Raw genomic sequence first — 22,443 nt, forward strand, 5'->3', positions numbered from 1 at the left:
CGGGCGGCGTCATCGCCGCTCGTCGATCAGCCAGCCGGTGAGTTTTCTTACCGCACTGTCGCTGCTTTTCGGCCGCATCAGCCAATAGCCGCGTCCCGGTGCATCAAGGCTCGGGCCGGCCGTCACCAGCACGCCGGCCTCCAGCAACGGATCGACCAGTCCGGCCCAGCCGAGTGCGAAACCCTGTTCGCCAATGGTTGCCTGCACCACCATGGTGTAATTGTTGAAGCTGATATCGCCGCCATCATGCTCTGCGCCGCGATGCACGCCGAAATGCTTGAAATAGGCAGTCCAGTCGAACCAGTGCGCCTGTGACGTGTTTTCGAGGTGGATGAGTTTATGGCGTGAAAAATCAGCGACACCCGCCGGTGCCGGCGTTTCCGCCAGGAGCGCCGGCGAGCAGACCGGTGTGACCTTCTCCGAAAGCAGCAATACCGCTCCTTCGCCCGCCTCCTGCCGCGTGCCGAAAATCACCATTACGTCGCTGTCGTGTTTGCCCTGGCCGAGCGGATCCTGCGTGGCGACGATCTGGATGTTGATGTCGGGGTTGAGCGCGCGAAAACCATGCATGCGCGGGATGAGCCACAGGGACGAGAAGGCATAGTCCGTGTGCAGACGGATGGTCTGCCGCTCCTCCGTCCGGCGAAGCTGCTGCGCCAGAAGGTCGATGGCGTCGACATTGCGAGAGACGATCTCGAACAGCCTCTGACCCTCCGTCGTCAGTTCGATGCCGCGATGTCTGCGCTGCACGAGCGCCACGCCCAGTTCCTCTTCCAGCCGGCGAATTTGATAGCTGACCGCCGGCTGCGTCAGCCGCAGGGATGCAGCCGCCGCCGTCAGGCTGCCGCGGCGGGCAACCTCGGTGAAAATGCGCATCCATCCCAGATCAAGCGGCCGGTCTGACATTAAAATTCCTTATATCAACTATCGAAAAATACCCGCTTCACAGGCAAAAGCAACGTGGTGTTCAATAAACTGGATTGATAAAAGGGGAGCCGCAATGAAAACCATTTCTCATCTGCATCGCATCGCCGCCGGTCTTTTTCTGTCCGTGGCGGCCTTCTCCACCCCGCTTCAGGCGGCCGATGACGCGGCCTGCAAGACCATCCGCCTCAGCGATCCGGGCTGGACCGACATCACCGCCACCAATGGCGTTGCCTCCGTGCTGCTCGATGCCTTGGGCTATGAAGCCGACGTCAAGACGTTGTCGGTGCCCATCGGTTATCAGGCGATGAAGAACGGCGAGATCGACGTTTTCCTTGGCAACTGGATGCCGGCGCAGAAATCCTTCGTGGACGATCTGAATGCCGCCAAGGCGGCCGAGGTGATGACGAAGAACCTCGAGGGTGCAAAGTTCACATTGGCAGTACCGGCCTATATGGCGGAAAAGGGCGTCAAGGATTTTGCCGATCTCGCCAAACATGCTGACGAATTCGAAAGCAAGATTTACGGCATCGAGCCCGGCGCACCGGCCAACCAGAATATTCAGAAGATCATAGACGCCGATGATTTCGGCCTCAAGGGCTGGCAACTCGTCGAATCCGGCGAGCAGGCCATGCTGGCGCAGGTGGAACGGGCGGGCAGGGACAAGAAGGCGGTGGTCTTCCTCGCCTGGGCGCCGCATCCGATGAATGAGAAGATCGATATCGCCTATCTCTCCGGCGGCGACGCCTATTTCGGTCCGAATTTCGGCGGCGCGGAAGTTTATACGCTCGCCCGCACCGGCTGGCCGCAGCAATGCCCGAATGCGGCGACGCTGTTCAAGAACCTGAAATTCGATATCGGCATGGAAAATACCCTGATGGGCTCGATTCTCGGTGGCGAGGATTCGAAGGCGGCGGCAGCGGCCTGGGTGAAGGCCAATCCGCAGGCGCTGGATGGCTGGCTGCAGGGCGTTACCACGCTGGATGGCAAGCCGGGTGCGGACGCCGTCAAAGGCAAGCTTGGTCTCTAAGCCGGAAAGTGGAAATGCCGCGTCCCAATATCCTGATCCTGATGGCCGACCAGTTCAACGGGACTTTTTTTCCCGACGGCCCGGCCGATTTTCTCCACGCACCACATCTTAAAACACTGGCGAAGCGGTCCGTCCGCTTCGCCAACACCTATACGGCAAGCCCGCTCTGCGCGCCGGCCCGCGCCTCCTTCATGTCCGGGCAATTGCCGAGCCGCACGCGGGTTTATGACAATGCCGCCGAATTTGCTTCCGATATTCCGACCTATGCGCACCACCTTCGGGCCGCCGGTTATTACACCGGCCTTTCAGGAAAGATGCATTTCGTCGGCCCGGACCAGCTGCATGGCTTCGAGGAGCGCCTGACGACGGATATCTATCCGGCGGATTTCGGTTGGACGCCTGATTACACCAAGCCCGGCGAGCGCATCGACTGGTGGTATCACAATCTCGGCTCGGTCACCGGCGCAGGCGTCGCCGAAATCACCAATCAGATGGAATATGATGATGAGGTGGCCTACCACGCTACCCGCAAGCTCTACGATCTGTCGCGCCGCCTCGACGACCGGCCGTGGTGCCTGACGGTTAGCTTCACCCACCCGCACGACCCCTATGTGGCGCGGCGCAAATTCTGGGACCTTTACGAGGATTGTCCGGCGCTCGATCCGCAGACACCGGCGATTGCCTTCGACGAGCAGGACCCGCATTCGAAACGGTTGCTGGAAGCCTGCGATCATGAGGCTTTCGATATTTCGGCAGAGCAGATACGCCGTGCACGGCGCGGTTATTTCGCCAATATCTCCTATATCGACGAAAAGGTCGGCGAAATCCTCGACGTGCTGAAGGCGACGCGGATGGAGGAGGACACGATCATCCTCTTTCTGTCCGACCATGGCGATATGCTGGGCGAGCGTGGCCTGTGGTTCAAGATGTGTTTCTTCGAGGGTTCCGCCCGCGTGCCGCTGATGATCACCGCGCCGGGCTGGCAGCCGGCCCTGATCGACACGCCGGTTTCGACGCTGGATGTGACGCCGACGCTCTGCGGTCTGGCGGGGCTCGATATCACCTCGCTCAAACGCTGGACGGACGGCGAAGATCTGGCGGCGCTGGCAGCGGGAACTGGCGAACGCGGTCCGGTGCCAATGGAATATGCCGCCGAAGGCTCGATAGCACCGCTCGTCGCCCTTCGCGACGGCCGCTACAAGCTGTCGGTCTGCGATGCCGATCCGCCGTTGCTCTATGATATCGAGGCGGACCCTGAGGAACGCACGAACCTTGCTGGCGATCCTGTTTTCAGCGCTGTCCTCTCATCGCTTTCCGCTGAAATCGGCCGGCGCTGGCAGCTCCCGGTTTTCGACGCGGCGGTGCGGGAAAGCCAGGCGCGGCGCTGGGTGGTCTACAAGGCGTTGCGCAATGGCGCTTATTACCCGTGGGATTACCAGCCTTTGCAGAAAGCCTCGGAGCGCTACATGCGCAACCACATGGACCTCAACGTGCTGGAGGAAAACCAGCGGTATCCGCGCGGGGAGTGAAGCGGGCAGGGCGGATCAGGCGGGCGTGTGCATCTTCGGAGCGCCGCCTGCCGCCTGTACGGCAAGGCTTCCGGCGGCAACGCCGGCCTCAAGGCAGAGCTTCTCTTCCTCCCGCCGCAGCCATGCATCGATGAAGCCGGCATTGAAGGCATCGCCCGCGCCTGTCGTATCGACCACCGGGACTTTTTTCGCCGCCGCGTGATGGAAACCCGCAGGCGAGAAAGCCCAGGCGCCCTGCGCGCCGCCCTTCAGGGCCACGACGGGAAACGCCCCGGACAAAGCGGCGAGAGCGGCTTCAGGGTCCGCATGGCCCGTGATTGCTTCTGCTTCTTCGAGGTTGGGCAAAAACACGTCGACGCCGGCACAGGCCCTGAGCAGGCCCTTGTCATAGATCAGCGAGGCATCCCAGCTCGGATCGAGTGAGACGGACAGTCCATTATCCTTGGCGCGGGAGATGAGATCGGGGATTTCGTGCAGCGTGGCGAATTCGGCGATGTGCAGATGGCGGGCCTTGTTCCAGGCAAAAGCGGCCTCGAGGGTCGATGGCCGGGCGGCACCGGCGCGGCGCGTCAGGAATGCGCGGTCATGACCAACCACCGTCGCGACCGTGACCTGCGGCCCCGCATCCGCCGAATGTTCCAGAAATTGCAGGTCCACACCGCTCTGCTGCATTTTTTCGCCGATGGCGCGTGAGAAGGTGTCGGTGCCGAGCCTTGCCAGCAGCGCGGCCGTGCGGCCGATATGGGCGAAATGGGCGGCGGCAATGAAAGCTCCGCCGCCGGCGGCGATTTCCATGTCGCTGGCAAACAGCTCCCGGCCGAGCACCGGCAATTCATCAAGCCCCGTGAAAATGAGGTCGCAATAGATCCGGCCGATGCTGATGACGGCTGATTTTTCTGTCGTCATCATGCGCGGCCCAGAAGCTTTTCCGTTTTGGCGTCGAAAAGGTAAAGCGCGCCCGTTTCCGCCCGGCATTGCAGCTGGCTGCCGACGGCGGGAATGGCTTTGCCCCTTGCTGTTGCGACTACGGAGGTGGTCGCCGTATCCAGATGGACCAGCGTTTCCGGGCCGAGCGGCTCCACTGCCGTTACCGTTCCCTCAAGCGAGAAGGCGTTCCGGGTGGCATCGGCTTCTCCAACAAGCAGATCATGGGGACGAATGCCGATCAGCAGTTCGCCCGTGGCCGACGGCGCGACGCTGTTCGTCGTTCTGGCGCCGCGCAACAGGTTCATCGAGGGGCTGCCGATGAAACGCGCGGTAAAGACATCCACCGGCGTCTCATAAAGTTCCGTCGGCGTGCCGACCTGCAGGATATGACCGTCCTTCATCACCACGATCCGGTCCGCCATGGTCATGGCTTCCACCTGATCGTGGGTCACGTATACGGTAGTTGTCTTAAGACGCTGGTGCAAACGTTTGATTTCAATGCGCATCTGCGATCTCAGTTGCGCGTCGAGATTGGAGAGAGGCTCGTCGAAAAGAAAGGCTGCGGGATCGCGCACCATGGCGCGGCCGATGGCGACACGCTGCCGCTGACCACCGGATAGAGCCGCGGGCCGACGATCCAGCAATGCCTCGAGCCCCAGCACCCGCCCGGCTTCTTCGATGCGCCGGTTCTTTTCCGCCTTGTCGAGCTTTGCGGTATAAAGCCCGAAGCCGATATTCTGGCGAACCGTCATATGGGGGTAGATCGCATAGTTCTGGAAGACCATGGCGATGTTGCGCTGTTTCGGTTCTTTCTCGTTGACGACGTTTCCGGCGATTTTCAGCGTGCCGTCGGAAATTTCCTCGAGACCCGCGATCATTCTGAGGGTGGTGGATTTGCCGCAGCCGGAAGGGCCGACGAAAACCACGAATTCGCCGTCTTCAATGGCAAGGTCGATGCCTTTGACCGCCTCCACCTTGCCGTAGCGCTTTACCAGTTGATTGAGTTCGATTGTTGCCATTATCGCGCTCCCGTCAGGGCGGTAAATTTCCCTGCCAGCTCGGCGGCTTTCGCCGCTTCATAGTCGGTGGATCGTTGTGCTTCGGCCTCAAACGCACCGAGCTTGCCGCGATAGGCCGCAATCGCCTCCCGCATCGGTTCGGGGGCGGGGCCGCCAAAGCGGCTGCGAACGGCGACGAAGTGCTCCGGCGAAACGATCTGCCTGAACTTTTCCTCGTCGATGCCGGTTTTGCGCCCCGCCAGTTCCTCGAACGCCTTGAGGAAAGGCTGGTAACCGTCATTCGGCAGATCGCCCTTCAGCGCGACGACGCTTCTGGCGACGGTTGCGGCAATTTCATGGGCCTGCCGGAAAGACAGGTCTTCGATGCGGACGAGCGAATCCGCCAGCTCCGTAATGGTGATGCAGGAACGGCGAATATTCTGCTCGACCCTTTCCGGATCGATGCTGATCTTGCCGACGAGGCTGGCGAGGAGATCGAGCACCCGGCCGGCAGAAGTGAAGGCCTCGTAACCCATGCCCTGGGTTTCACCCTCGCTGTCGTTCATGTCGGTGAAGGGCGTGTTGTGCATCACATCCAGCACGGTCCGCGCCCGGCCGAATGTCTGGCTGGCGAGGTGGCGCAGATGCTCGATGGGGACCGGATTTCGCTTCTGCGGCATGATGGAGGAAATCTGCACCAGCGAATTCGGCACATATATCTGGCCGACTTCGAAGCTCGTCCAGAACTGGAAATCCTGAATGAGCCGGCCGAGATGCAGGAACATCAGTTCGATCGCGCCATAGGTTGCCGTCGTATAGTCGACGGCGGCGATGCAGGAATAGGAATTGCGCAAGGGTGCGGCAAAACCAAGAAGCTCGGCGACACGCGCGCGATCAATCGGGAAACCCGAGGTGGTGATGGCGGCAGCCCCCATCGGCGAAAGATCGACGATACGGCGTGCCTCCGCGAAGCGGTCGATATCCCTGATCAACACCTCGATGGCGGCGGAGAGGTAATGGCCGAAGGTGGTGGGCTGGGCGGGCTGCCCATGCGTATAGGCCACGATCAGCGTGGATTGATTACGCTCAGTGGCATCGATCAGGGCTTTCAGCAGCACGCGGGCCTTGGCGGTGAGCGTATCGATCTTGTCCTTGAGGCCGATCTTGAACAGCGTGTGATCGATATCGTTGCGCGAACGGGCCGTGTGCAGGCGGCCGGCGACATCCACGCCGATGCGGGCTTTCAGTTCCTTTTCGATCAGGAAGAAGAAATCCTCGACCTCGCCGGTATAGACCAGCTCCGATGGCTCGATGGTCCTGTCGATGTCTTCCAGCGCGCCGGCGATCTTCGCCGCCGTGTCCGCATCCAGAATGCCGGTTTCGCGCAGCATGACGAGGTGCGCGCGGTCGATGCGGCGGAACCCGTCCACATGGTGGTTCTTGGCGCCGTCGAACAGCGGGCGCAGCACGGTTTCCTTGTAGATGGGGTCGGGAAACTTGCTGGTATCCGACTGGCGCGGGTTCATATCGGCCATGATATTATCCTTTCAGACCCGCCAGCATCACACCGCGCACGATGTAGCGTTGCAGGACGATGAAGACGATGAGGGTAGGGATGGTCGCAATGGCTGCGCCCGTCATGATCATTTCCCACTGGATCTGCTGTTCCACGGCAAAGCTCGAAAGACCGACGGGCAGGGTGTAGAGTTCCTTGCTTGTCGTGACGATCAGCGGCCAGAAAAAGGCTGTCCAGTTGCCGAGGAAGGTGAAGATCGCGAGTGCGGAGAGCGCCGGCGTCACCAGCGGCAGGGCGACTTTCCACCAGATCTGGAATTCGTTGAGCCCGTCGACCCGCGCTGCCTCGATGAAGTCGTTTGGAACCGTCTCGAAGAACTGCTTCATCAGGAAGGTGCCGAAGGCCGTCATCATGCCGGGGAACATGATGCCCCAGTAGCTGTCGAGCCAGCCCAGCTGGCTGGACATCAGATACCAGGGAATGACCAGCATTTCGGTCGGTATCATCAGCGTCGAGAGGATGGCGAGGAAGATGAAATAACGGCCGCGGAATTCGAATTTCGCCAGCGTATAACCAACGAGACTGTCGAAGAAGCAGTTGGAAACGGTGACGATGACCGCAACCAGCATCGAGTTGAAGAACCACCGCAGGAAACGGCCGTCTGCCATGACGGTGATGTAGTTCGCAAGCGTCGGTGCAGCCGGAATGAGCCTGAGGTCATAGACCTGATCCGCCGTCTTGAACGATGTCGAGAACATGAAGAGCAGCGGCGAGACCATGATGAGGCCGCCGATAAACAATATTGTCCAGGCGATGATGCGGCCGGGGCGGATGCGGGCGTGGGAGAGTGGCGGCGCTTCGCTCATTTCTTTTCCCTCAGGACCCAGAGCTGGATCAGCGATACGACGAGAAGAATGGTGAAAAGAACGACCGTCTGCGCGGCGGCATAACCCATCGCATAGGAATTGAACGCCGTCTGGTAGATCATCAGCACCAGCGGCTTGGTAGAGCCGAGCGGTCCGCCCGGATCATTGGTGGTCATGTTGTAGACCTGGTCGAAGATGCGCAGGAAGCCGATGGAGGAAAACACCACGAGGAAAACGGTGGTGGGTTTCAAAAGCGGCAGCGTGATCTTGCGCAGGATCGCCCATTCGCCGAGCCCGTCTATGCGCGCGGCCTCATAAAATGTCGTCGGAATGGCGCGCAGGCCGGCCATGAAGATGATGATCTGGAAACCGAGGCCCGCCCAGATGGCGGTTATCATGATCGAATAAAGCGCCTGATCGGTGGAGCGGATGAAAGGCTGCTGCGGAATGCCGAGAAGCCCAAGCACGTCGTTGATGATGCCGATGGGCGGCGGCTGATAAAACCAGCGCCAGACCCAGGCCATCGCGGCGGCCGTCGTCAGATAGGGCAGGAAATAGAGCGCGCGGATGAAGCCGTGCAGGATGCGTACCCGGTCGAGATAAAAGGCGATGACGAAAGCCAGAACGAGGCTGATCGGCGTGCCGATGATGAGATAGGTGAAGGTGTTCCTGAAGACTTTCCAGAATTGCGGGTCCTTGAACAGCTTCACATAATTGGCGATGCCGATGAACTTCGCCGGTCGCAGCAAATCCCAGTTGGTCAAGGACAGCCAGAAGGCCTGCAGCGTCGGATAAAAACGAATGACGCTGTAAAACAGGATCGGGATCGCCAGAAAACTCCAGATCCACAAAAGCCGTTTCGTGCGCATGGAAAGGCGATCTCCGAAGGAGCCGCCGGGGCGGCCGGATGCCGCCCCCTGTTGATCGATCGCTGTCATGTCGGACCTGCGGGTTTTAAGGTTTCGCCGCGTCGATGATTTCCTGCTCGGCCTCGGCGGCCTGCTTCACGGAATCCTCGACGGACTGGCCCTCGAGCAGAACACGATTGGTCATGTCGATGGCGTTTTGCCGCTGGGCCGCCTCATCCATGAAGAGCGTCGTATGGGCATATTCCAGACCCTTCAGGAACGGCGCATAGACCGGGTCCTTCAGGTTTTCTTCGGTCAGCGCCGCCGAGCGCCGCGCCGGCAACTCGCCCACCGTCTTAAGCCAGATCGCCATGGCTTCCGGTGAGGAGATATAGGCGAGGAATTTCTTGGAGGCTTCCAGTTCCTCGCCGCTCGTCTTGGCGCTGATACCGTTTGCGAAATAGCTGGCATAGTTGGAGCGGATATTCTTGTCATTGGTGGGAAGCTCGGTCACGCCCCACTCGAAATCCTTGATGGTTCTGAAGGATCCCAGACGGAACGTGCCGTCGATGGTCATGCCAGCCTTGCCGGCGCGGAAGGCGGCCTGGCCTTCATCCATGAAGCCCACCTGACCGATCTTCTTCTCAAGCTGCAGGCTCGTATAGAACTTCAGGGCCTGAACGCCTGCTTCGCTGTTATAGGCGACCTTCTGGTCGTTGTCGGTGTAGGGCTCGCCACCGAACTGGCGGATGAGAACCTCACGCCACCATTGATGGTCCTGTCCGCCCATGTCGAGCGTGGAGCCGGCAACGGTGAGGTTTCCGGCGGCATCGTGCTTGGCGATCTTTTCCGCAGCGGCAACAAATTCATCCAGCGTTTTCGGCGGATTGGCGGGATCGAGGCCGGCTTCGGTGAAGAGCTTCTTGTTGTAGAAGAGCGCCAGCGAGCGCACCGCCGTCGGCAGGCCGTAATAATCGTCGCCGCGCTTCATGGCGCTGACGATGGGGAAAAATTCGCTTTCGATCTTGTCATGCGGGAAAGCATCGGCCGGCAACGGTTGCAAGATGCCGCCGGCTGCGAATTTATCCAGCCAGCCATAGAAGAGCTGCATCACGTCCGGGCCTTTGCCGGAAAGATTGGCGGCGATGACGCGCGTCTGGTAATCGGCGTAAGGGAAGGTCACCTGCTTGACGGTGATGTCAGGATTGGCCTTCTGGAATTCCGCGATCAGCTCGTCCATGGCCTTCACGCGTGTATCGAAGACATATTGCCAATATTCGATTTCAACCGCCTGCGCGGCGTTGAATGCGAATGTGCTGAAACCGGCGACCAAGCCGGCGAACAGAGTTGCCCTGCGCATATAAGCCTCCATTTCCTCCGCCCGGTCTTCCGGATGCGGAGCGATCGTTCCCTTTATCCGCGCTTTCGCGCGCGCTCATCGATTTGCCGGTAGCGGAGTTTCCTCTTCCGCCCCATGCAAGCCTGACCCCCGGTCGCTCTCTACGGTTCTCTGAAGGCGCGCATTTGTCAATAAGATAATTTACTTGAATTATTATATTGCGCTTATCGTCAATTCGACGCTATGAATTTTCCAAGAAACGGGAAGTTGAAGAGATGACGGTGCACACGGTGGACGCTTATCCCGTAGCAATCGGAAAAAATCCTGAGCGGAGCCGCGAACACAACAGGCGAGTCGTGCTCGACATCGTCCGGCGGCACGGGTCGCTCGGCCGCGCCCAGATCGCCAAGATCACACATCTGACACCGCAGGCTGTCGCCAATATCGTCGACGAGCTGATGGGCGAGGAATTGCTGAAGGAACTCGGCCGCCGCCGCATCGGCAGGGGCCAGCCGCCGATCCAGTTCGCCGTCAACCCGGATGGCGGGGCGACCATCGGTGTGGAAATCGCCGCCGACCATATGGTCACGGTCGGCCTCGATCTTGCCGGCGTGTTGCGTACCCATCGTGTTACTCCCCTCAAGGACACGACGCCGGACGCCATATTCAAGACCTTTGCCGCCGAGCACGCTGCCGTTGCTAAAAATCTCGGTTGCAGACTGCTTGGTACCGGGGTTGTCATGCCCGGTCCCTTCGAGATCGATGGCATGACCTCTGTGGGGCCGACAACGCTTTCCGGCTGGGGAGGCATCGATGCCCGGCAGATGCTGGGGGAAGCCTGCGGCCAGCAGGTCGTGGTGGAAAACGATGCGACGGCCGCAGCGGTCGGGGAACGGCTGTTCGGTGCGGGGCTGACCATCCCGAATTTCTGCATGATCTATTTCGGCGTCGGTATCGGCCTCGGCATCATTCAGGATGGATCGCCCTATCGCGGCGCCTTCGGAAATGCCGGGGAAATCGGCCATGTGACAGTCTCGCCAAAGGGAAGGCCTTGCCCCTCCTGCGGGCAGAGAGGGTGCCTCGAAGCCTATGCCTCGGTTTACGTGCTGAAGGAAAAACTTGTCTGCGCCGGTGTCCTGGATACGGAGCTTGACGATCTGGAAGCCCTGTTCAAAGCGGGCAATCCGGTGGTGATGGAATGGATCGAGGAGGCCGCCGCCCATCTGGCGCCGATGGTTGCCATGCTCGAGAATATTCTCGATCCCCAGACGGTCATTCTCGGCGGTGCGCTGCCTGAAATCGTCATCAGCGAAATCATTGCGCGGATGGGGCCTTTGCCAACCTCGGTCGCGAGCCGGCGGCAGCGGGAACTGCCGCGTGTCATCCACGGCAAGTCCGGCCAATTGACCGCCGCACTCGGTGCCGCCGCCTTGCCGCTGTTCGACATCGTCACGCCAAAACTCGAGACATCCATGGGAGCCGCAGCGCAGGCACCCGGCTGAATATTGGAGGAGACCGCCCATGCTTAACCCCCGGGAGCGCATCGAACGGCAGATGGCCGATCCGTGGCTCGTGCGCCTGCACCGCAAGCTGAGCGCGCTGAAATCCACTGTCACCGTCATGCACACCGGCGCGCACCCCGACGACGAGCAGAACGGACTTCTGGCCTATTTCCGCATGGAACTCGGCATGAGGATCATCATCGCCTGCTCGACGCGCGGCGAGGGCGGGCAGAATGCGCTGGGGCCGGAGCGGCTCGGCGCGCTTGGCGTTATCCGGTCGCGCGAGCTGGAGGAGGCCGCTCGCGTCATTGATGCGGACATTAGCTGGCTCGGCCATGGCCCGGCGGATATCATTCACGACTTCGGTTTTTCCAAGGATGGCGACCAGACCTTTAACCGCTGGGGGCAGCAACGCATCGTCGAGCGGCTTGTGCGCGCCTACCGCAAGGAACGCCCGGATATCGTCATTCCGACCTTTCTCGATGTGCCGGGACAGCACGGACACCACCGCGCCATGACGCGGGCGGCAAGGAGCGCCATCGCGCTCGCGGCCGATGCCGCTGCCTATCCCGAGCATTTCGCCGAGGGGTTGAGGCCTTGGAAAGTAGCGAAGTTCTATCTTCCCGCATGGTCGGGCGGCGGCGATACCTATGATGACGAAGTGCCGCCGCCGGAAACGACGCTGACGATCAATGTTCCGGGCAGGGAACAGGCCACCGGTGCGCAATATGACCGCATCGGCGAATGGTCGCGTTATTATCACGCCTCGCAGGGAATGGGGCATTGGCCGCAGCGGGCGCAGGAGGTCTGGCCGCTGCATCTCGAACGCTCGGATGCCGTCGGTGGAGAGGAAAGCTCGATCCTCGACAGGCTGCCGTCTTCACTCACCGACCTTGCGACTTTTCCGGGGCTGGATGCCGGACTGGCAAACGCGCTGGTCAAGGCCGAACAGGCAATAACCGAAGCAATCGCGGCATTTCCCGACAGGCAGCGGATCACGGCGTCACTTCTTGCGGCGGCGGCTCTTTTGCAGACGGTCGATGAAGCCGCAGCTGCGGATTTCATGGAGCTGCACAGGCATCGGATCGCGCGCAAGCGGGCGCAGCTCGACGCCGCTATCCTGACGGCGCTTGGTGTTTTCGAGCGGGCCTATGCCGAGCCGGCGGAGATCGTTCCGGGCGGGACATCGTTTCTTTCCGTGGAGCTTTCAGACAAGGCGGCTGAATTTGATCTCGAGGTCACGCTGGTCCTTCCATCGGGTGTCTCGTCGTCCATTCAGTCGCGTGGTGAGACGCTGGTCTTTTCGCTTGCCGCCGACCAGGATGCTGCAGTTTCGGAGCTTTACCAGCCGGAGTGGAAAGCCTTAGGGGGCAATGGCCATGCCTCTGTGCTGCTTTCCGCAACGGTTGGAGGCAGAAAGGTCTCGGCCGTCTTCGATCTGGAGGAGCCGTTTTTCGTGACGCCCGCGCAGTCGCTGACGATAGCGCCCGATGCCCTTTTGGTGCCGCTTGGACAGGAGCAGGCCGCCTATGTCTTTCAGGCGCATATAAAGGGTGCCGATGCGCCGCTGGCCTTCAGGAATACGGGCGGCTGGAACCTGCGCAAGCGCGGCGGCGACTGGATTGCCGAACGCACTGGCGATGCGAAGGCGGGCCTGGCCCAGATCGAAGCGCTTGTCGGTTCGCAACCCGCTTTCCAGATCACGCCCATCGCTTATCCGCATATCGGCAGGGCAAGGTTTCTGGCGCCTTCCGTTTTGAAAATCCTGTCGCTGGACCTCAAACTGCCCGAGGGGGCGCGGGTCGGTTATGTCGGTGGTGGCGCCGACAGGGTGGGTCTCTGGCTTACGCGCATGGGCCTCGATGTCACCGAACTCGATGCTCAGGCGCTTGCCGGCGACCTGTCGTCCTTCACGACGATCGTTATCGGCATCTTTGCTTTCGGCATCCGCAGGGATCTGGCCGCGGCAACAGAAAAGCTTCATCGTTTCGTTGAAGATGGCGGCCATCTCGTCACGCTCTATCACCGGCCGACCGATGGATGGAACCCGGAGACGACGCCCGTGAGGCGGCTGGAGATCGGCAAGCCTTCCTTGCGCTGGCGTGTAACCGACCCGCGGGCGGAGGTGACGGTGCTGACGCTCGAACATCCGCTGCTTGTCGGCCCCAACAGGATCGATGCCGCCGACTGGGCGGGCTGGGACAAGGAGCGCGGGCTTTATTTCGCCTCGCGCTGGGATGATGTCTATGAGCCATTGCTTGCGATGCATGATGTCGATGAGCAACCGCTCAAGGGCGCGCTGGTCTCCGGTATCATAGGCAAGGGCCGTCACACCCATACCAGCCTCGTGCTGCATCACCAGATGGACAAGCTTGTGCCGGGGGCCTTCCGCCTCATGGCCAATCTTGTGCAGCCGGCGTGAATGGCGACGGAAAGAGCGAAAGTCTGGAAAATCCGCGCGACGCCGATGCCCGCGCGGGCATTGGCTGGCTGCTTATGGATATGGCCCTCGTTTCGGGTGGAATGACCGCGCTCGTCAAGGCGCAGGGCGTTACCTATCCAGCTTTCCAGCTCGTCTTCATAAGGGCGATGATCGGTCTGCTCTTCATTCTGCCGCTCATCTGGCGGCACCGAATGGAAATGGCGCGCGTCCAATATCCCTGGCGCAATATTTTCCGGATTTGCTGCAACGCCATTGCGCTCACCAGCAATTTTATCGCCATCACCCTTCTGCCGCTTGCCACTGTCAACGCTGTCGGTTTTTCGCGGCCGTTGGTGACGATGGCGATGGCTGTTGCCATTTTAGGGGAAAGAGTGAGCCGATATCGCTGGGCGGGGGCATGTCTGGCCTTTGTCGGCGTTCTGATCGTCATCGGGCCGGGCGGCGCGGCATTCAATGCGGGGGTGCTGGTTGTCCTCGTCTCGGTGGTGTTCGGCGCTCTTGCGGTGATCCAGACCCGGGCGCTGCGGCAGGAAAACACCACGGTGATGATGGTGTTCTATACGGTCGGCCTTGCCGTCATCACCGCCGTTCCGGCAATCTGGACATGGAAGCCGGTCGCGCCGCTGGACTGGGGGCCGTTGCTCGCCATCGGCCTCTTGGCGCAACTGGGGCAATATTGCTTCCTGCGGGCCTATCGCATTGCCGATGCCAGTGTCCTTGCACCTGTTGGCTATCTATCGATCCTGTTCGTGACCGCTGTCGGATATTTCCTGTTTGACGAGGTGCCGGAAGCCCGTGTGGTGTTCGGTATCGTCATTATTCTCGTTTCCCTGCAGTCGACTGCCCTTGCGGAATATCTCCTGAAGAGGCTGCGCCGCAAACGGTGACGGGGCGCTCTGCCTCTATTGCGCGAGAAGCCGGAGCCTCACCCAGTTCAGCGCCGCAAGTTTGAAGCGATCGTAGAATGAACGCGCGAAACGTACATAGCGCATGATCCATGCGAGCCAGGGATAGGTGAGGAGCTTTTCCCGGCCGGCGTGATAAATACGCTCGACGATCAGGAATGTCGCGAGATGGGCAAAGACCGTCAGAACCAGCCCCACCTTGACGGCGCCATGGGCAATGAGGACGAGACCGATGATCTTCATGGGTTCGGCGATGGCGAAGGGCACCGCAAGGCAAAGGAGAATGGCAAGACGCGGCAATCGCGCGATCCGGCTTTCCAGTCGCTCGATGAATGTCAGCCCGGATATGGCCCTGATGACAGGCCGGTAGAGCGGGCGGAAAATGCCGTCGAGGATCAGGGCGAAAACGATGATCGCCCGAAGCGGAAAGACGAGGATCGTCCGGATTATGCTCTTCACCTCGGCGGGTCTCCAAAAAGGGCGTAACGCCCATCCTTAATCGCCTGAAACATGTCAAAACGAAGTCGTTTTGTCGTTCAGCTCTGCCGCACGCTCGCATACATGCCGGTGGTGCGGAATTCGCTCGGATTGGTGCCGTAGAGTCGGCGGAAGACCTTGGAGAAATAGTTCGGATCCTCGAAACCGCACAGCACCGACACCTCCTTGATGGGAAGGTTGGCTGCCGAGGTGAGAAGCTTGGCCGCCCGGCGCAGGCGTCGCTGCAGCACGAATTCCGCTGGCGAAAGGCCTTCGCTTGCCGCGAAGATGCGGGAAAAATGCGCGCGGCTCAAGCCTGCCACCGCCGCAAGGTCGCTGACCGAAAGCCGTTCGCCGAGATGGCTGTCTATGTAGCTCAGGACCTGCTGCATGGTGCGATATTCGCCGCCGAAAGAAGGATGAGAACCGAAGACATCGTCATAAAGCGTCATTGCCGCTTCATAAGCGACGGCGGAGGCGGCACCTGGCGTTTCCGCGCCATTGACGAGGCGCGAGCAGCATTCGGCAAGATGATCCACGGTTTCGGGCTGGAGCTTGAGGATAGGGCCGGTGACGGAGAGGATATTGCGGTGAATGCGCAGGGCTTCCTCGCCATTCATGGAAATCCAGAAGAATTCCCACTCCTTGCCTTCTTCCAGCCAGTAGCGGTGATTGTGCGGTATGAGCAGCAGCAGGGTTTCGCCCGGCCTCACCGCATAGTGGCGGTTCTCGTAACGCAGGTTGCCCTGTCCGGCGATGCAATATTGCAGCACGGTAAAAGGCGTCTGGCCGCGTTTGCGCCCGTCCCAGTCGTAATTGCCACTGCGGCGGATTTCATAACCGCTGCTGGTCGGCATGGTGTGCAGCGTCTGGCGGCCGCGCGGCAGCGAGACGGTGCGCATGCCGGGTCCCTGATCGATCAAGTCGCGCAGCACAAAATTACCCATGAAAGCATAATCCTTCTCTGGTCCTTACCGACATTATACGCATAATCCCGATCCGAGGAGACAGCCAGCGGGAACTTGCTGCTGAAAAATTGGGAGTAAGGCCGGTTTTCCGGGATTCTTACGGGTATTTTTCTGCAATGCCATTTTACGATCCTGCGGCCCGTTTCACCCGTTCGATTTGCAACAGAGGTGGCGTTATGAGTTTCAAAATCGCTATTATTGGCGCAGGCAGCGTCGGTTTCACGAAAAAACTGTTCACCGATCTCCTGTGTGTGCCGGAGTTTCGCGATATTGAAGTCGCGCTGACGGATATCAGCCAGCACAATCTGGATATGATCAGGGCGATCCTCGAGAAGATCGTCGAGGCCAATGGTTTCCCCGTCAAGGTGACGGCCGATACCGACCGCAGGCGGGCGCTGGAGGGCGCGAAATATATCATCAGCTGCGTGCGGGTCGGCGGGCTGGAAGCCTATGCGGACGATATCCGCATTCCGCTGAAATACGGCATCGACCAGTGCGTGGGCGATACGATCTGCGCCGGCGGCATTCTCTACGGTCAGCGCAACATTCCCGTCATTCTGGATTTCTGCAAGGATATCCGCGAGGTCGCCGCACCGGGTGCGAAATTCCTGAACTATGCCAACCCCATGGCCATGAATACCTGGGCGGCCATCGAATATGGCAAGGTGGATGCGGTCGGTCTCTGCCACGGCGTGCAGCACGGCGCGGAACAGATCGCCGAAATTCTCGGTGCGAAAAGCGTGTCCGAGCTGGACTACATCTGCTCCGGCATCAACCACCAGACATGGTTCGTCGATCTGAGGCTCAACGGCCGCAAGATCGGCAAGGAAGAGTTGGTCGCCGCCTTCGAGGCGCATCCGGTCTTCTCGCAGCAGGAGAAGCTGCGCATCGACGTGCTGAAGCGGTTCGGCGTCTATTCGACCGAAAGCAACGGCCATCTGTCCGAATATCTGCCGTGGTATCGCAAGCGGCCGGAAGAGATTGCCCGCTGGATCGACATGTCCGACTGGATCCACGGTGAAACCGGCGGTTATCTCCGCCACTCCACCGAAACGCGGAACTGGTTCGAGACGGAATTTCCGCAATTCCTGGCATCCGCCGCCAAGCCCATCGATCCGGCCAAGCGCTCCAATGAACATGCGAGCCACATTCTGGAAGCGCTGGAAACCGGGCGTGTCTATCGCGGTCATTTCAACGTCAAGAACAATGGTGTCATCAGCAATCTGCCAGCCGACGCCATCATCAGATCCCCCGGTTTCGTCGACCGTTTCGGCATCAACATGGTCTCGGGCGTAACGCTGCCGGAAGCTTGTGCGGCCACCTGCATGGCCTCCATCAACGTGCAACGCATGTCTGTCCATGCGGCGGTCAGCGGCGATATCGATCTTTTGAAGCTTGCCATGCTGCATGATCCGCTGGTCGGCGCCGTCGCCACGCCGGAGGAGGTCTGGCAGATGGTGGATGAGATGGTCGTCGCGCAAGCCCGCTGGCTGCCGCAATATGCCCATGCCGTGCCGGAGGCGAAGGAGCGGCTTGCGAAATCCAGCATCAAGACCCGCGACTGGGCCGGTGCCGCCCGCCGCAATGTGCGTTCCATCGAGGAATTGCGGGCCGAAAAATCGGCACTGAAAAAGGCTGTTTGAAGGAAAAGGCTGTTTGAAGGAAAGGCATGGGAACAGGCCGGGCGGCGGAAGGGAGTTCGCCGCCACGGCCAGAACGATCACAGAGGGTGGGCGGTCGAAGAGCTGCCATTTGGGAGGAATGACGATGTTACTTCAACGCAGGATCGGTATCATCTCGGCACTGGGTCTCGGTGTTTCGATGATCGCACTCAATGCGAATGCCTTCGAGACCGCCACGCCGCCCGAGCCGCCACAATTTCCGGCAGAAGGCAAGATCAATTATGTGGCGCGCGACTCGATCCTCGAATTCAAGGCGCTGCCGAGCTACAGCGAGCCTGACTGGGTCAGCGAGAAATTCGAAAAGACCGGCAAGCTGCCGCCCTTGAAAGAGCGCCTGCCGGAAGAACCGCTGGTCTACAAGACCGGCAATATGCCCGACGGTATGGGCGTTTACGGCGATACGATGCGCCATGTGGTGGGCGGCAGGCCCGAGGGCTGGAATTATATTGCCGGCCAGAGCCAGGGCTGGGGCGGCATCGATATCGCCCTTTCCGAATGCCTGACGCGCACCGCACCGCTCTTCCAGGTGGATGCCAAGGATACCGAACCGTTGCCCAATCTGGCGAAAAGCTGGGAATGGTCGGAAGATGGCCACAAGCTGACGATGCATCTCGTCAAGGGCGCCAAGTGGTCAGATGGCGAAGCATTTAACGCCGATGACGTGATGTTCTACTGGGAAGACGCGGTCGTCGACCCCAATGTTTCACCGCTTGGCGGCGGCGCATCGCCCGAGGCTTTCGGTGAGGGAACGACGCTCACGAAGATCGATGATTACACCGTCGAATGGACCTTCAAGGCGGCGTTTCCCAAGCAATATCTCTATACCATGGCCTATCCGAGCTTCTGCCCCGGGCCGTCGCATATCCTGAAACCGCAGCATCCGAAATATTCCAAGAACACCTATAACCAGTTCAAGAACGCTTTCCCGCCGGAATATATGAACATGCCGGTCATGGGGGCATGGGTGCCGGTCGCTTATCGGCCTGATGACATCATCGTGCTCAGGCGCAATCCCTATTACTGGAAGGTCGATGAGAAGGGCCAGCAGCTGCCTTATCTCAACGAGGTGCACTACAAGCTTTCCACCTGGGCTGACCGTGATGTGCAGGCCGTGGCGGGATCGGGCGATTTCTCCAACCTCGAACAGCCAGAGAATTTCGTCGCCTCGCTGAAACGCGCCGCCGATCCCAATGCGCCGGCCCGTCTCGCCTTCGGGCCGCGTCTCATCGGCTATAATCTGCAGATGAATTTTTCCGCCAATGGCTGGGGCAATCCGGACGAGCGCGGGCAGGCCATTCGCGAGCTGAACCGCAACGAGGTGTTCCGTCAGGCCGTCACATCGGCCATCGACCGCAAGGCCGTCGGCGACTCGCTGGTGAAGGGACCGTTCACGGCGATCTATCCGGGCGGCATTTCATCGGGCACCAGCTTCTATGACCGCGCCTCCACGGTCTATTACCCCTTCAACCTCGAGGCCGCCAAGACAGCACTCGCCTCGATAGGCCTGAAGGATACGGATGGCGATGGTTTCCTGAATTTCCCGAAGGAAACGCTGGGCGGCCGCAATGTCGAGATTACCCTTCTCGTCAATAACGGTTACGCGACGGACAAGAGCCTCGCGGAAGGTCTTGTCGGCCAGATGGCGAAACTCGGCCTGCGCGTCGTCATCAACAGCCTCGATTCCAACCAGCGCGATGCCGCCCATTATGGCGGGCAGTTCGACTGGCTGGTGCGGCGCAATTCCACCGAGCTTTCATCCGTGGTGCAGAATACCGAGCAGCTTGCCCCTGTCGGCCCGCGCACCAGCTGGAACCACCGCTCGCCCGAAGGCAAGGAACTCGATCTGATGCCGTTCGAGAAGGAGATGGCCGATCTCGTGCGCAAGTTCATCTCCTCGCAGGACAATGCCGAGCGGGCCGAGCTGATGAAGCAATATCAGAAGGTCTATACGCAGAACCTCTATACGATCGGTCTCACCGAATATCCCGGTGCGCTGATCGTCAACAAGCGGTTCTCGAATGTGCCGCAGGGCACGCCGATCTTCATGTTCAACTGGGCCGAAGACTCCATCATCCGCGAACGCCTTTGGGTCGCGGCCGACAAGCAGGGCAAATACGAACTCTTCCCGCAGCAGCTTCCCGGCAAGCCGGGTGAGGGCGGGCCGATCAACTAAAGCATTTCCAGTAAAAGTGCGTAGCGGTTTTACGTCCGGAAATGCGACGAACTTGAAGAACTCCTCCCGGAGAACACCCGGTACCGGTCGCGCGTGAAGCGCGGCCGGAGGCACCCGGCGGACCGTTATCCATCACGGGCCCGCCCAAACGGAGGAAAACCGTTCGATGCTGAGATTTTTGACGATACGCATAGGCTCCGCCATTCCGGTGTTGTTGATCCTGAGCGTGGTGACCTTCGCCATCATTCAGGCGCCGCCCGGCGATTATGCCGACTACATCCGCTCGCAGTTGATGAACCAGGGCGGCGCGTCCTTCGAACAGGCGGAAGCGCAGGCGCAGGCCTACCGCATCGAACACGGCCTCGATAAGCCGCTCGTCATTCAATATTTCAACTGGATCGGCGGCATCGTCACCCGCGGCGATTTCGGCTACAGCTTCTATTACAACAAGCCGGTCGCCGATGTGGTTGGCGAACGCCTGCCGCGCACCATTGCGCTGGCGCTGGTCTGCCACATCTTTGCATCGGTTCTCGGTATCGCCTTCGGCATATGGGCAGCCACACGGCAATATTCCTGGGTCGACAATCTGCTCTCCACTATCGCCTTCCTTGGTATGACGATCCCGCGTTTCCTGATGGCGCTGATCCTCGTCTACCTTATGGTGTTTCATTTCGACGTGTCCGAGATCGGCAGCTTCTTCTCGCCGCAATATGGCGGTGCGCCATGGTCGTGGGGCAAATTCGTCGATCTGGTCAGCCATGTCTGGCCCGTGGTCGCCATCGCCGTCTTCGGTGGGCTGGCCTATAATATGCGGGTGATGCGCGGCAATCTGCTCGATACGCTGAATGCGCAATATGTCGAGACGGCGCGCGCCAAGGGTCTTTCGGAAGGCGCTGTCATCATGCGCCATGCGGTGCCGAACGCCGTGCACCCACTCGTCATGTATCAGGGCGTGGTGTTGCCATACATGCTGAGCGGCGAGATCGAGACCGCCATCATCTTCGCGCTGCCGACCGTCGGTCCTGCCATTGTCGGCTCCATGGCGGTGGGCGACGTCTATGTCACCGCGACCTTCATGATGGTGCTGGCCGCGACGCTGATCGTCGGCAACATCATCGCCGACATGCTGCTCGCCATGCTCGACCCGCGCGTTCGCGAATTCGGGAGGGCCTGAGATGATGGCGTTTGACGAGATGAAAACCGAAACCGCCGCCCCCGCAAAATCCGACCGTTCCGCCCATGGCAACGAGACCTATCTCGCGCTGGTCTGGCGGCGTCTCAGACGCTCCTTCACCGGCATGGTCGGGCTGGTGCTGGTGGCGCTGCTGATCCTGATCGCCATCTTTGCGGATTTCTTCGCGCCGATGAACCCGCTCGAAACCCATGGCAGCTTTTCGCCGCCGCAGGTGGTTCGCTTCACCGACAAGGATGGCAATATCAGCCTCGCACCGCGTGTCTACGCAACTGCGGAGACGGAAGAGCTTGATCCTGTCACCTTCCAGCCCATCGTCGGGCCGGATTACGAAAATCCCGTCTATCTCGGCTTCTTCGTCAAAGGTGCGGAATACAGGCTGTTGGGCCTTATCCCGATGAGCCGTCACTTCTTTGGCTCGACCGATGGTCAGCCGGTGCATTTTCTCGGCACCGACAAGTTCGGACGCGACGTGCTGTCGCGCGCCATCTATGGCTCGCGCATCTCGCTTGCCATCGCGCTCAGCGTCGTCGCCATCGTCACCGTCATCGGCACCAGTGTCGGTCTGATTTCTGGCTATTTTGGCGGGCCGCTGGATGCCTGGGTGCAGCGTTTCGTGGAAGTGGTGCTGGCGTTTCCGCAATTGCCGCTCTATCTCGCGCTGACGTCGCTCATTCCCGTCACCGCGCCGACCACCGTGTTCCTCGTGTTCGTGGTCGGTGTCATGTCGGCGCTCGGTTGGGCGCAGATGTCGCGAGAGGTGCGCGGCAAGACGCTGGCGCTGGCGCGCATCGATTATGTGCGGGCGGCCATTGCTGTCGGGGCGACCGACCGGCGCATTATCTTCCAGCACATCCTGCCGAATGTGATGAGCCATGTGATCGTTGCCGTCACCCTGCATATTCCGAGCGTCGTGCTGCTCGAATCCTTCCTCGGTTTCCTCGGCTTTGCGGTCAAGCCGCCGCTCATCTCCTGGGGGCTGATGCTGCAGGATACGGCGACCTATTCCGTCATCGGTTCCTATCCCTGGATTCTCGCCCCGGTCGGTTTCGTGCTGGTCACGGTCTTCGCCTTCAACGCGCTGGGCGATGGCCTGCGCGATGCCGTCGATCCCTATTGAGAGG

General features: G+C 60.4%; 18 protein-coding genes. 9 read left to right on the plus strand and 9 right to left on the minus strand.

The genetic code is table 11. The annotated features are described in order from the left end of the window. Positions 1-9: 9 nt before the first annotated feature. Positions 10-906 carry a choline sulfate utilization transcriptional regulator gene (locus O3W47_RS10110; protein WP_269313625.1) on the minus strand — a complete coding sequence of 299 codons (897 nt, stop codon included), beginning with the start codon at positions 904-906 and terminating at the stop codon, positions 10-12. 94 nt (positions 907-1,000) lie between these two features. Between O3W47_RS10110 and choX the strand changes: the two genes are divergently transcribed. Next, positions 1,001-1,954 carry a choline ABC transporter substrate-binding protein gene (choX, locus tag O3W47_RS10115; RefSeq protein WP_269313626.1) on the plus strand — a complete coding sequence of 318 codons (954 nt, stop codon included), beginning with the start codon at positions 1,001-1,003 and terminating at the stop codon, positions 1,952-1,954. Positions 1,955-1,968: 14 nt separating this feature from the next. Next, positions 1,969-3,483, plus strand: a complete 1,515-nt coding sequence (gene betC, locus O3W47_RS10120) for a choline-sulfatase (protein ID WP_269313627.1) — start codon at positions 1,969-1,971, stop codon at positions 3,481-3,483. A gap of 15 nt (positions 3,484-3,498) precedes the next feature. Here betC and O3W47_RS10125 read toward each other — a convergent pair whose 3' ends face one another. From O3W47_RS10125 to O3W47_RS10150, 6 genes are read right to left on the minus strand one after another with little or no spacing between them, the layout of a single operon-like run. Next, positions 3,499-4,392, minus strand: coding sequence for a carbohydrate kinase family protein (locus O3W47_RS10125; protein WP_269313628.1), 894 nt, complete (start codon positions 4,390-4,392; stop codon positions 3,499-3,501). Beyond that, a complete protein-coding gene (locus O3W47_RS10130) occupies positions 4,389-5,429 on the minus strand; it encodes an ABC transporter ATP-binding protein (protein WP_269313629.1) in 1,041 nt (346 codons plus the stop codon). Before O3W47_RS10130 ends, O3W47_RS10125 begins: the two co-directional genes overlap by 4 nt. Further along, positions 5,429-6,943, minus strand: a complete 1,515-nt coding sequence (gene argH / locus O3W47_RS10135; RefSeq protein WP_269313630.1) for an argininosuccinate lyase — start codon at positions 6,941-6,943, stop codon at positions 5,429-5,431. Before argH ends, O3W47_RS10130 begins: the two co-directional genes overlap by 1 nt. Positions 6,944-6,947: 4 nt before the next feature. Further along, positions 6,948-7,790: a carbohydrate ABC transporter permease gene (locus O3W47_RS10140; RefSeq protein WP_059756272.1), complete on the minus strand. Its 843-nt coding sequence runs from the start codon at positions 7,788-7,790 to the stop codon at positions 6,948-6,950. Beyond that, entirely contained in the window at positions 7,787-8,728 is a 942-nt protein-coding gene (locus O3W47_RS10145) for a carbohydrate ABC transporter permease (protein WP_269313631.1), read from the minus strand. The genes O3W47_RS10140 and O3W47_RS10145 overlap by 4 nt, the downstream gene beginning before the upstream one ends. A gap of 16 nt (positions 8,729-8,744) precedes the next feature. Beyond that, the gene (locus O3W47_RS10150; RefSeq protein WP_269313632.1) at positions 8,745-10,010 is read right to left on the minus strand and encodes an extracellular solute-binding protein; all 1,266 of its coding nucleotides are present in this window, start codon (positions 10,008-10,010) and stop codon (positions 8,745-8,747) included. A 242-nt stretch (positions 10,011-10,252) separates the two neighbouring features. Here O3W47_RS10150 and O3W47_RS10155 point away from each other — a divergent pair, with 242 nt between their 5' ends. The 3 genes from O3W47_RS10155 to O3W47_RS10165 are packed head-to-tail and all read left to right on the plus strand — an operon-like array spanning position 10,253 to position 14,809. After that, positions 10,253-11,479: an ROK family transcriptional regulator gene (locus O3W47_RS10155; RefSeq protein WP_269313633.1), complete on the plus strand. Its 1,227-nt coding sequence runs from the start codon at positions 10,253-10,255 to the stop codon at positions 11,477-11,479. A gap of 19 nt (positions 11,480-11,498) precedes the next feature. Further along, on the plus strand, positions 11,499-13,901 hold the full coding sequence (locus O3W47_RS10160) for a PIG-L family deacetylase (protein ID WP_269313634.1): 2,403 nt from the start codon (positions 11,499-11,501) through the stop codon (positions 13,899-13,901). Beyond that, entirely contained in the window at positions 13,898-14,809 is a 912-nt protein-coding gene (locus O3W47_RS10165; RefSeq protein WP_269313635.1) for a DMT family transporter, read from the plus strand. Before O3W47_RS10160 ends, O3W47_RS10165 begins: the two co-directional genes overlap by 4 nt. Positions 14,810-14,824: 15 nt before the next feature. Here the strand turns inward: O3W47_RS10165 and O3W47_RS10170 are convergent, their stop codons facing one another. Together O3W47_RS10170 and O3W47_RS10175 are read right to left on the minus strand one after the other, a co-directional pair. After that, positions 14,825-15,286 carry a hypothetical protein gene (locus O3W47_RS10170; protein WP_269313636.1) on the minus strand — a complete coding sequence of 154 codons (462 nt, stop codon included), beginning with the start codon at positions 15,284-15,286 and terminating at the stop codon, positions 14,825-14,827. A gap of 77 nt (positions 15,287-15,363) precedes the next feature. Then, positions 15,364-16,251, minus strand: a complete 888-nt coding sequence (locus O3W47_RS10175) for an AraC family transcriptional regulator (RefSeq protein WP_269313637.1) — start codon at positions 16,249-16,251, stop codon at positions 15,364-15,366. 197 nt (positions 16,252-16,448) lie between these two features. Between O3W47_RS10175 and O3W47_RS10180 the strand changes: the two genes are divergently transcribed. From O3W47_RS10180 to O3W47_RS10195, 4 genes are all read left to right on the plus strand, one after another. Continuing rightward, positions 16,449-17,915: an alpha-glucosidase/alpha-galactosidase gene (locus O3W47_RS10180; protein ID WP_269313638.1), complete on the plus strand. Its 1,467-nt coding sequence runs from the start codon at positions 16,449-16,451 to the stop codon at positions 17,913-17,915. A gap of 124 nt (positions 17,916-18,039) precedes the next feature. Then, on the plus strand, positions 18,040-20,127 hold the full coding sequence (locus O3W47_RS10185; protein ID WP_269313639.1) for an ABC transporter substrate-binding protein: 2,088 nt from the start codon (positions 18,040-18,042) through the stop codon (positions 20,125-20,127). Between the two features lie 166 nt (positions 20,128-20,293). Next, entirely contained in the window at positions 20,294-21,301 is a 1,008-nt protein-coding gene (locus O3W47_RS10190; RefSeq protein ID WP_269313640.1) for an ABC transporter permease, read from the plus strand. Positions 21,302-21,320: 19 nt separating this feature from the next. After that, positions 21,321-22,439, plus strand: a complete 1,119-nt coding sequence (locus O3W47_RS10195; protein ID WP_442864618.1) for an ABC transporter permease — start codon at positions 21,321-21,323, stop codon at positions 22,437-22,439. Positions 22,440-22,443: the final 4 nt, after the last annotated feature.

Origin of the sequence: Agrobacterium sp. LMR679 (assembly GCF_027157905.1) — a bacterium.
GTDB classification, from domain to species: Bacteria; Pseudomonadota; Alphaproteobacteria; order Rhizobiales; family Rhizobiaceae; genus Agrobacterium; species Agrobacterium leguminum.

Bases quoted from the DNA above. Each gene is read 5' to 3' on its own strand.
- O3W47_RS10145 (WP_269313631.1), bottom strand. From the start codon at position 8,728: ATGACAGCGATCGATCAACAGGGGGCGGCATCCGGCCGCCCCGGCGGC.
- O3W47_RS10175 (WP_269313637.1), bottom strand. From the start codon at position 16,251: ATGGGTAATTTTGTGCTGCGCGACTTGATCGATCAGGGACCCGGCATG.
- O3W47_RS10130 (WP_269313629.1), bottom strand. From the start codon at position 5,429: ATGGCAACAATCGAACTCAATCAACTGGTAAAGCGCTACGGCAAGGTG.
- betC (WP_269313627.1), top strand. From the start codon at position 1,969: ATGCCGCGTCCCAATATCCTGATCCTGATGGCCGACCAGTTCAACGGG.
- O3W47_RS10110 (WP_269313625.1), bottom strand. From the start codon at position 906: ATGTCAGACCGGCCGCTTGATCTGGGATGGATGCGCATTTTCACCGAG.
- O3W47_RS10185 (WP_269313639.1), top strand. From the start codon at position 18,040: ATGTTACTTCAACGCAGGATCGGTATCATCTCGGCACTGGGTCTCGGT.
- O3W47_RS10140 (WP_059756272.1), bottom strand. From the start codon at position 7,790: ATGAGCGAAGCGCCGCCACTCTCCCACGCCCGCATCCGCCCCGGCCGC.
- O3W47_RS10180 (WP_269313638.1), top strand. From the start codon at position 16,449: ATGAGTTTCAAAATCGCTATTATTGGCGCAGGCAGCGTCGGTTTCACG.
- O3W47_RS10125 (WP_269313628.1), bottom strand. From the start codon at position 4,392: ATGATGACGACAGAAAAATCAGCCGTCATCAGCATCGGCCGGATCTAT.
- argH (WP_269313630.1), bottom strand. From the start codon at position 6,943: ATGGCCGATATGAACCCGCGCCAGTCGGATACCAGCAAGTTTCCCGAC.
- O3W47_RS10150 (WP_269313632.1), bottom strand. From the start codon at position 10,010: ATGGAGGCTTATATGCGCAGGGCAACTCTGTTCGCCGGCTTGGTCGCC.
- O3W47_RS10190 (WP_269313640.1), top strand. From the start codon at position 20,294: ATGCTGAGATTTTTGACGATACGCATAGGCTCCGCCATTCCGGTGTTG.
- O3W47_RS10155 (WP_269313633.1), top strand. From the start codon at position 10,253: ATGACGGTGCACACGGTGGACGCTTATCCCGTAGCAATCGGAAAAAAT.
- choX (WP_269313626.1), top strand. From the start codon at position 1,001: ATGAAAACCATTTCTCATCTGCATCGCATCGCCGCCGGTCTTTTTCTG.
- O3W47_RS10195 (WP_442864618.1), top strand. From the start codon at position 21,321: ATGAAAACCGAAACCGCCGCCCCCGCAAAATCCGACCGTTCCGCCCAT.
- O3W47_RS10160 (WP_269313634.1), top strand. From the start codon at position 11,499: ATGCTTAACCCCCGGGAGCGCATCGAACGGCAGATGGCCGATCCGTGG.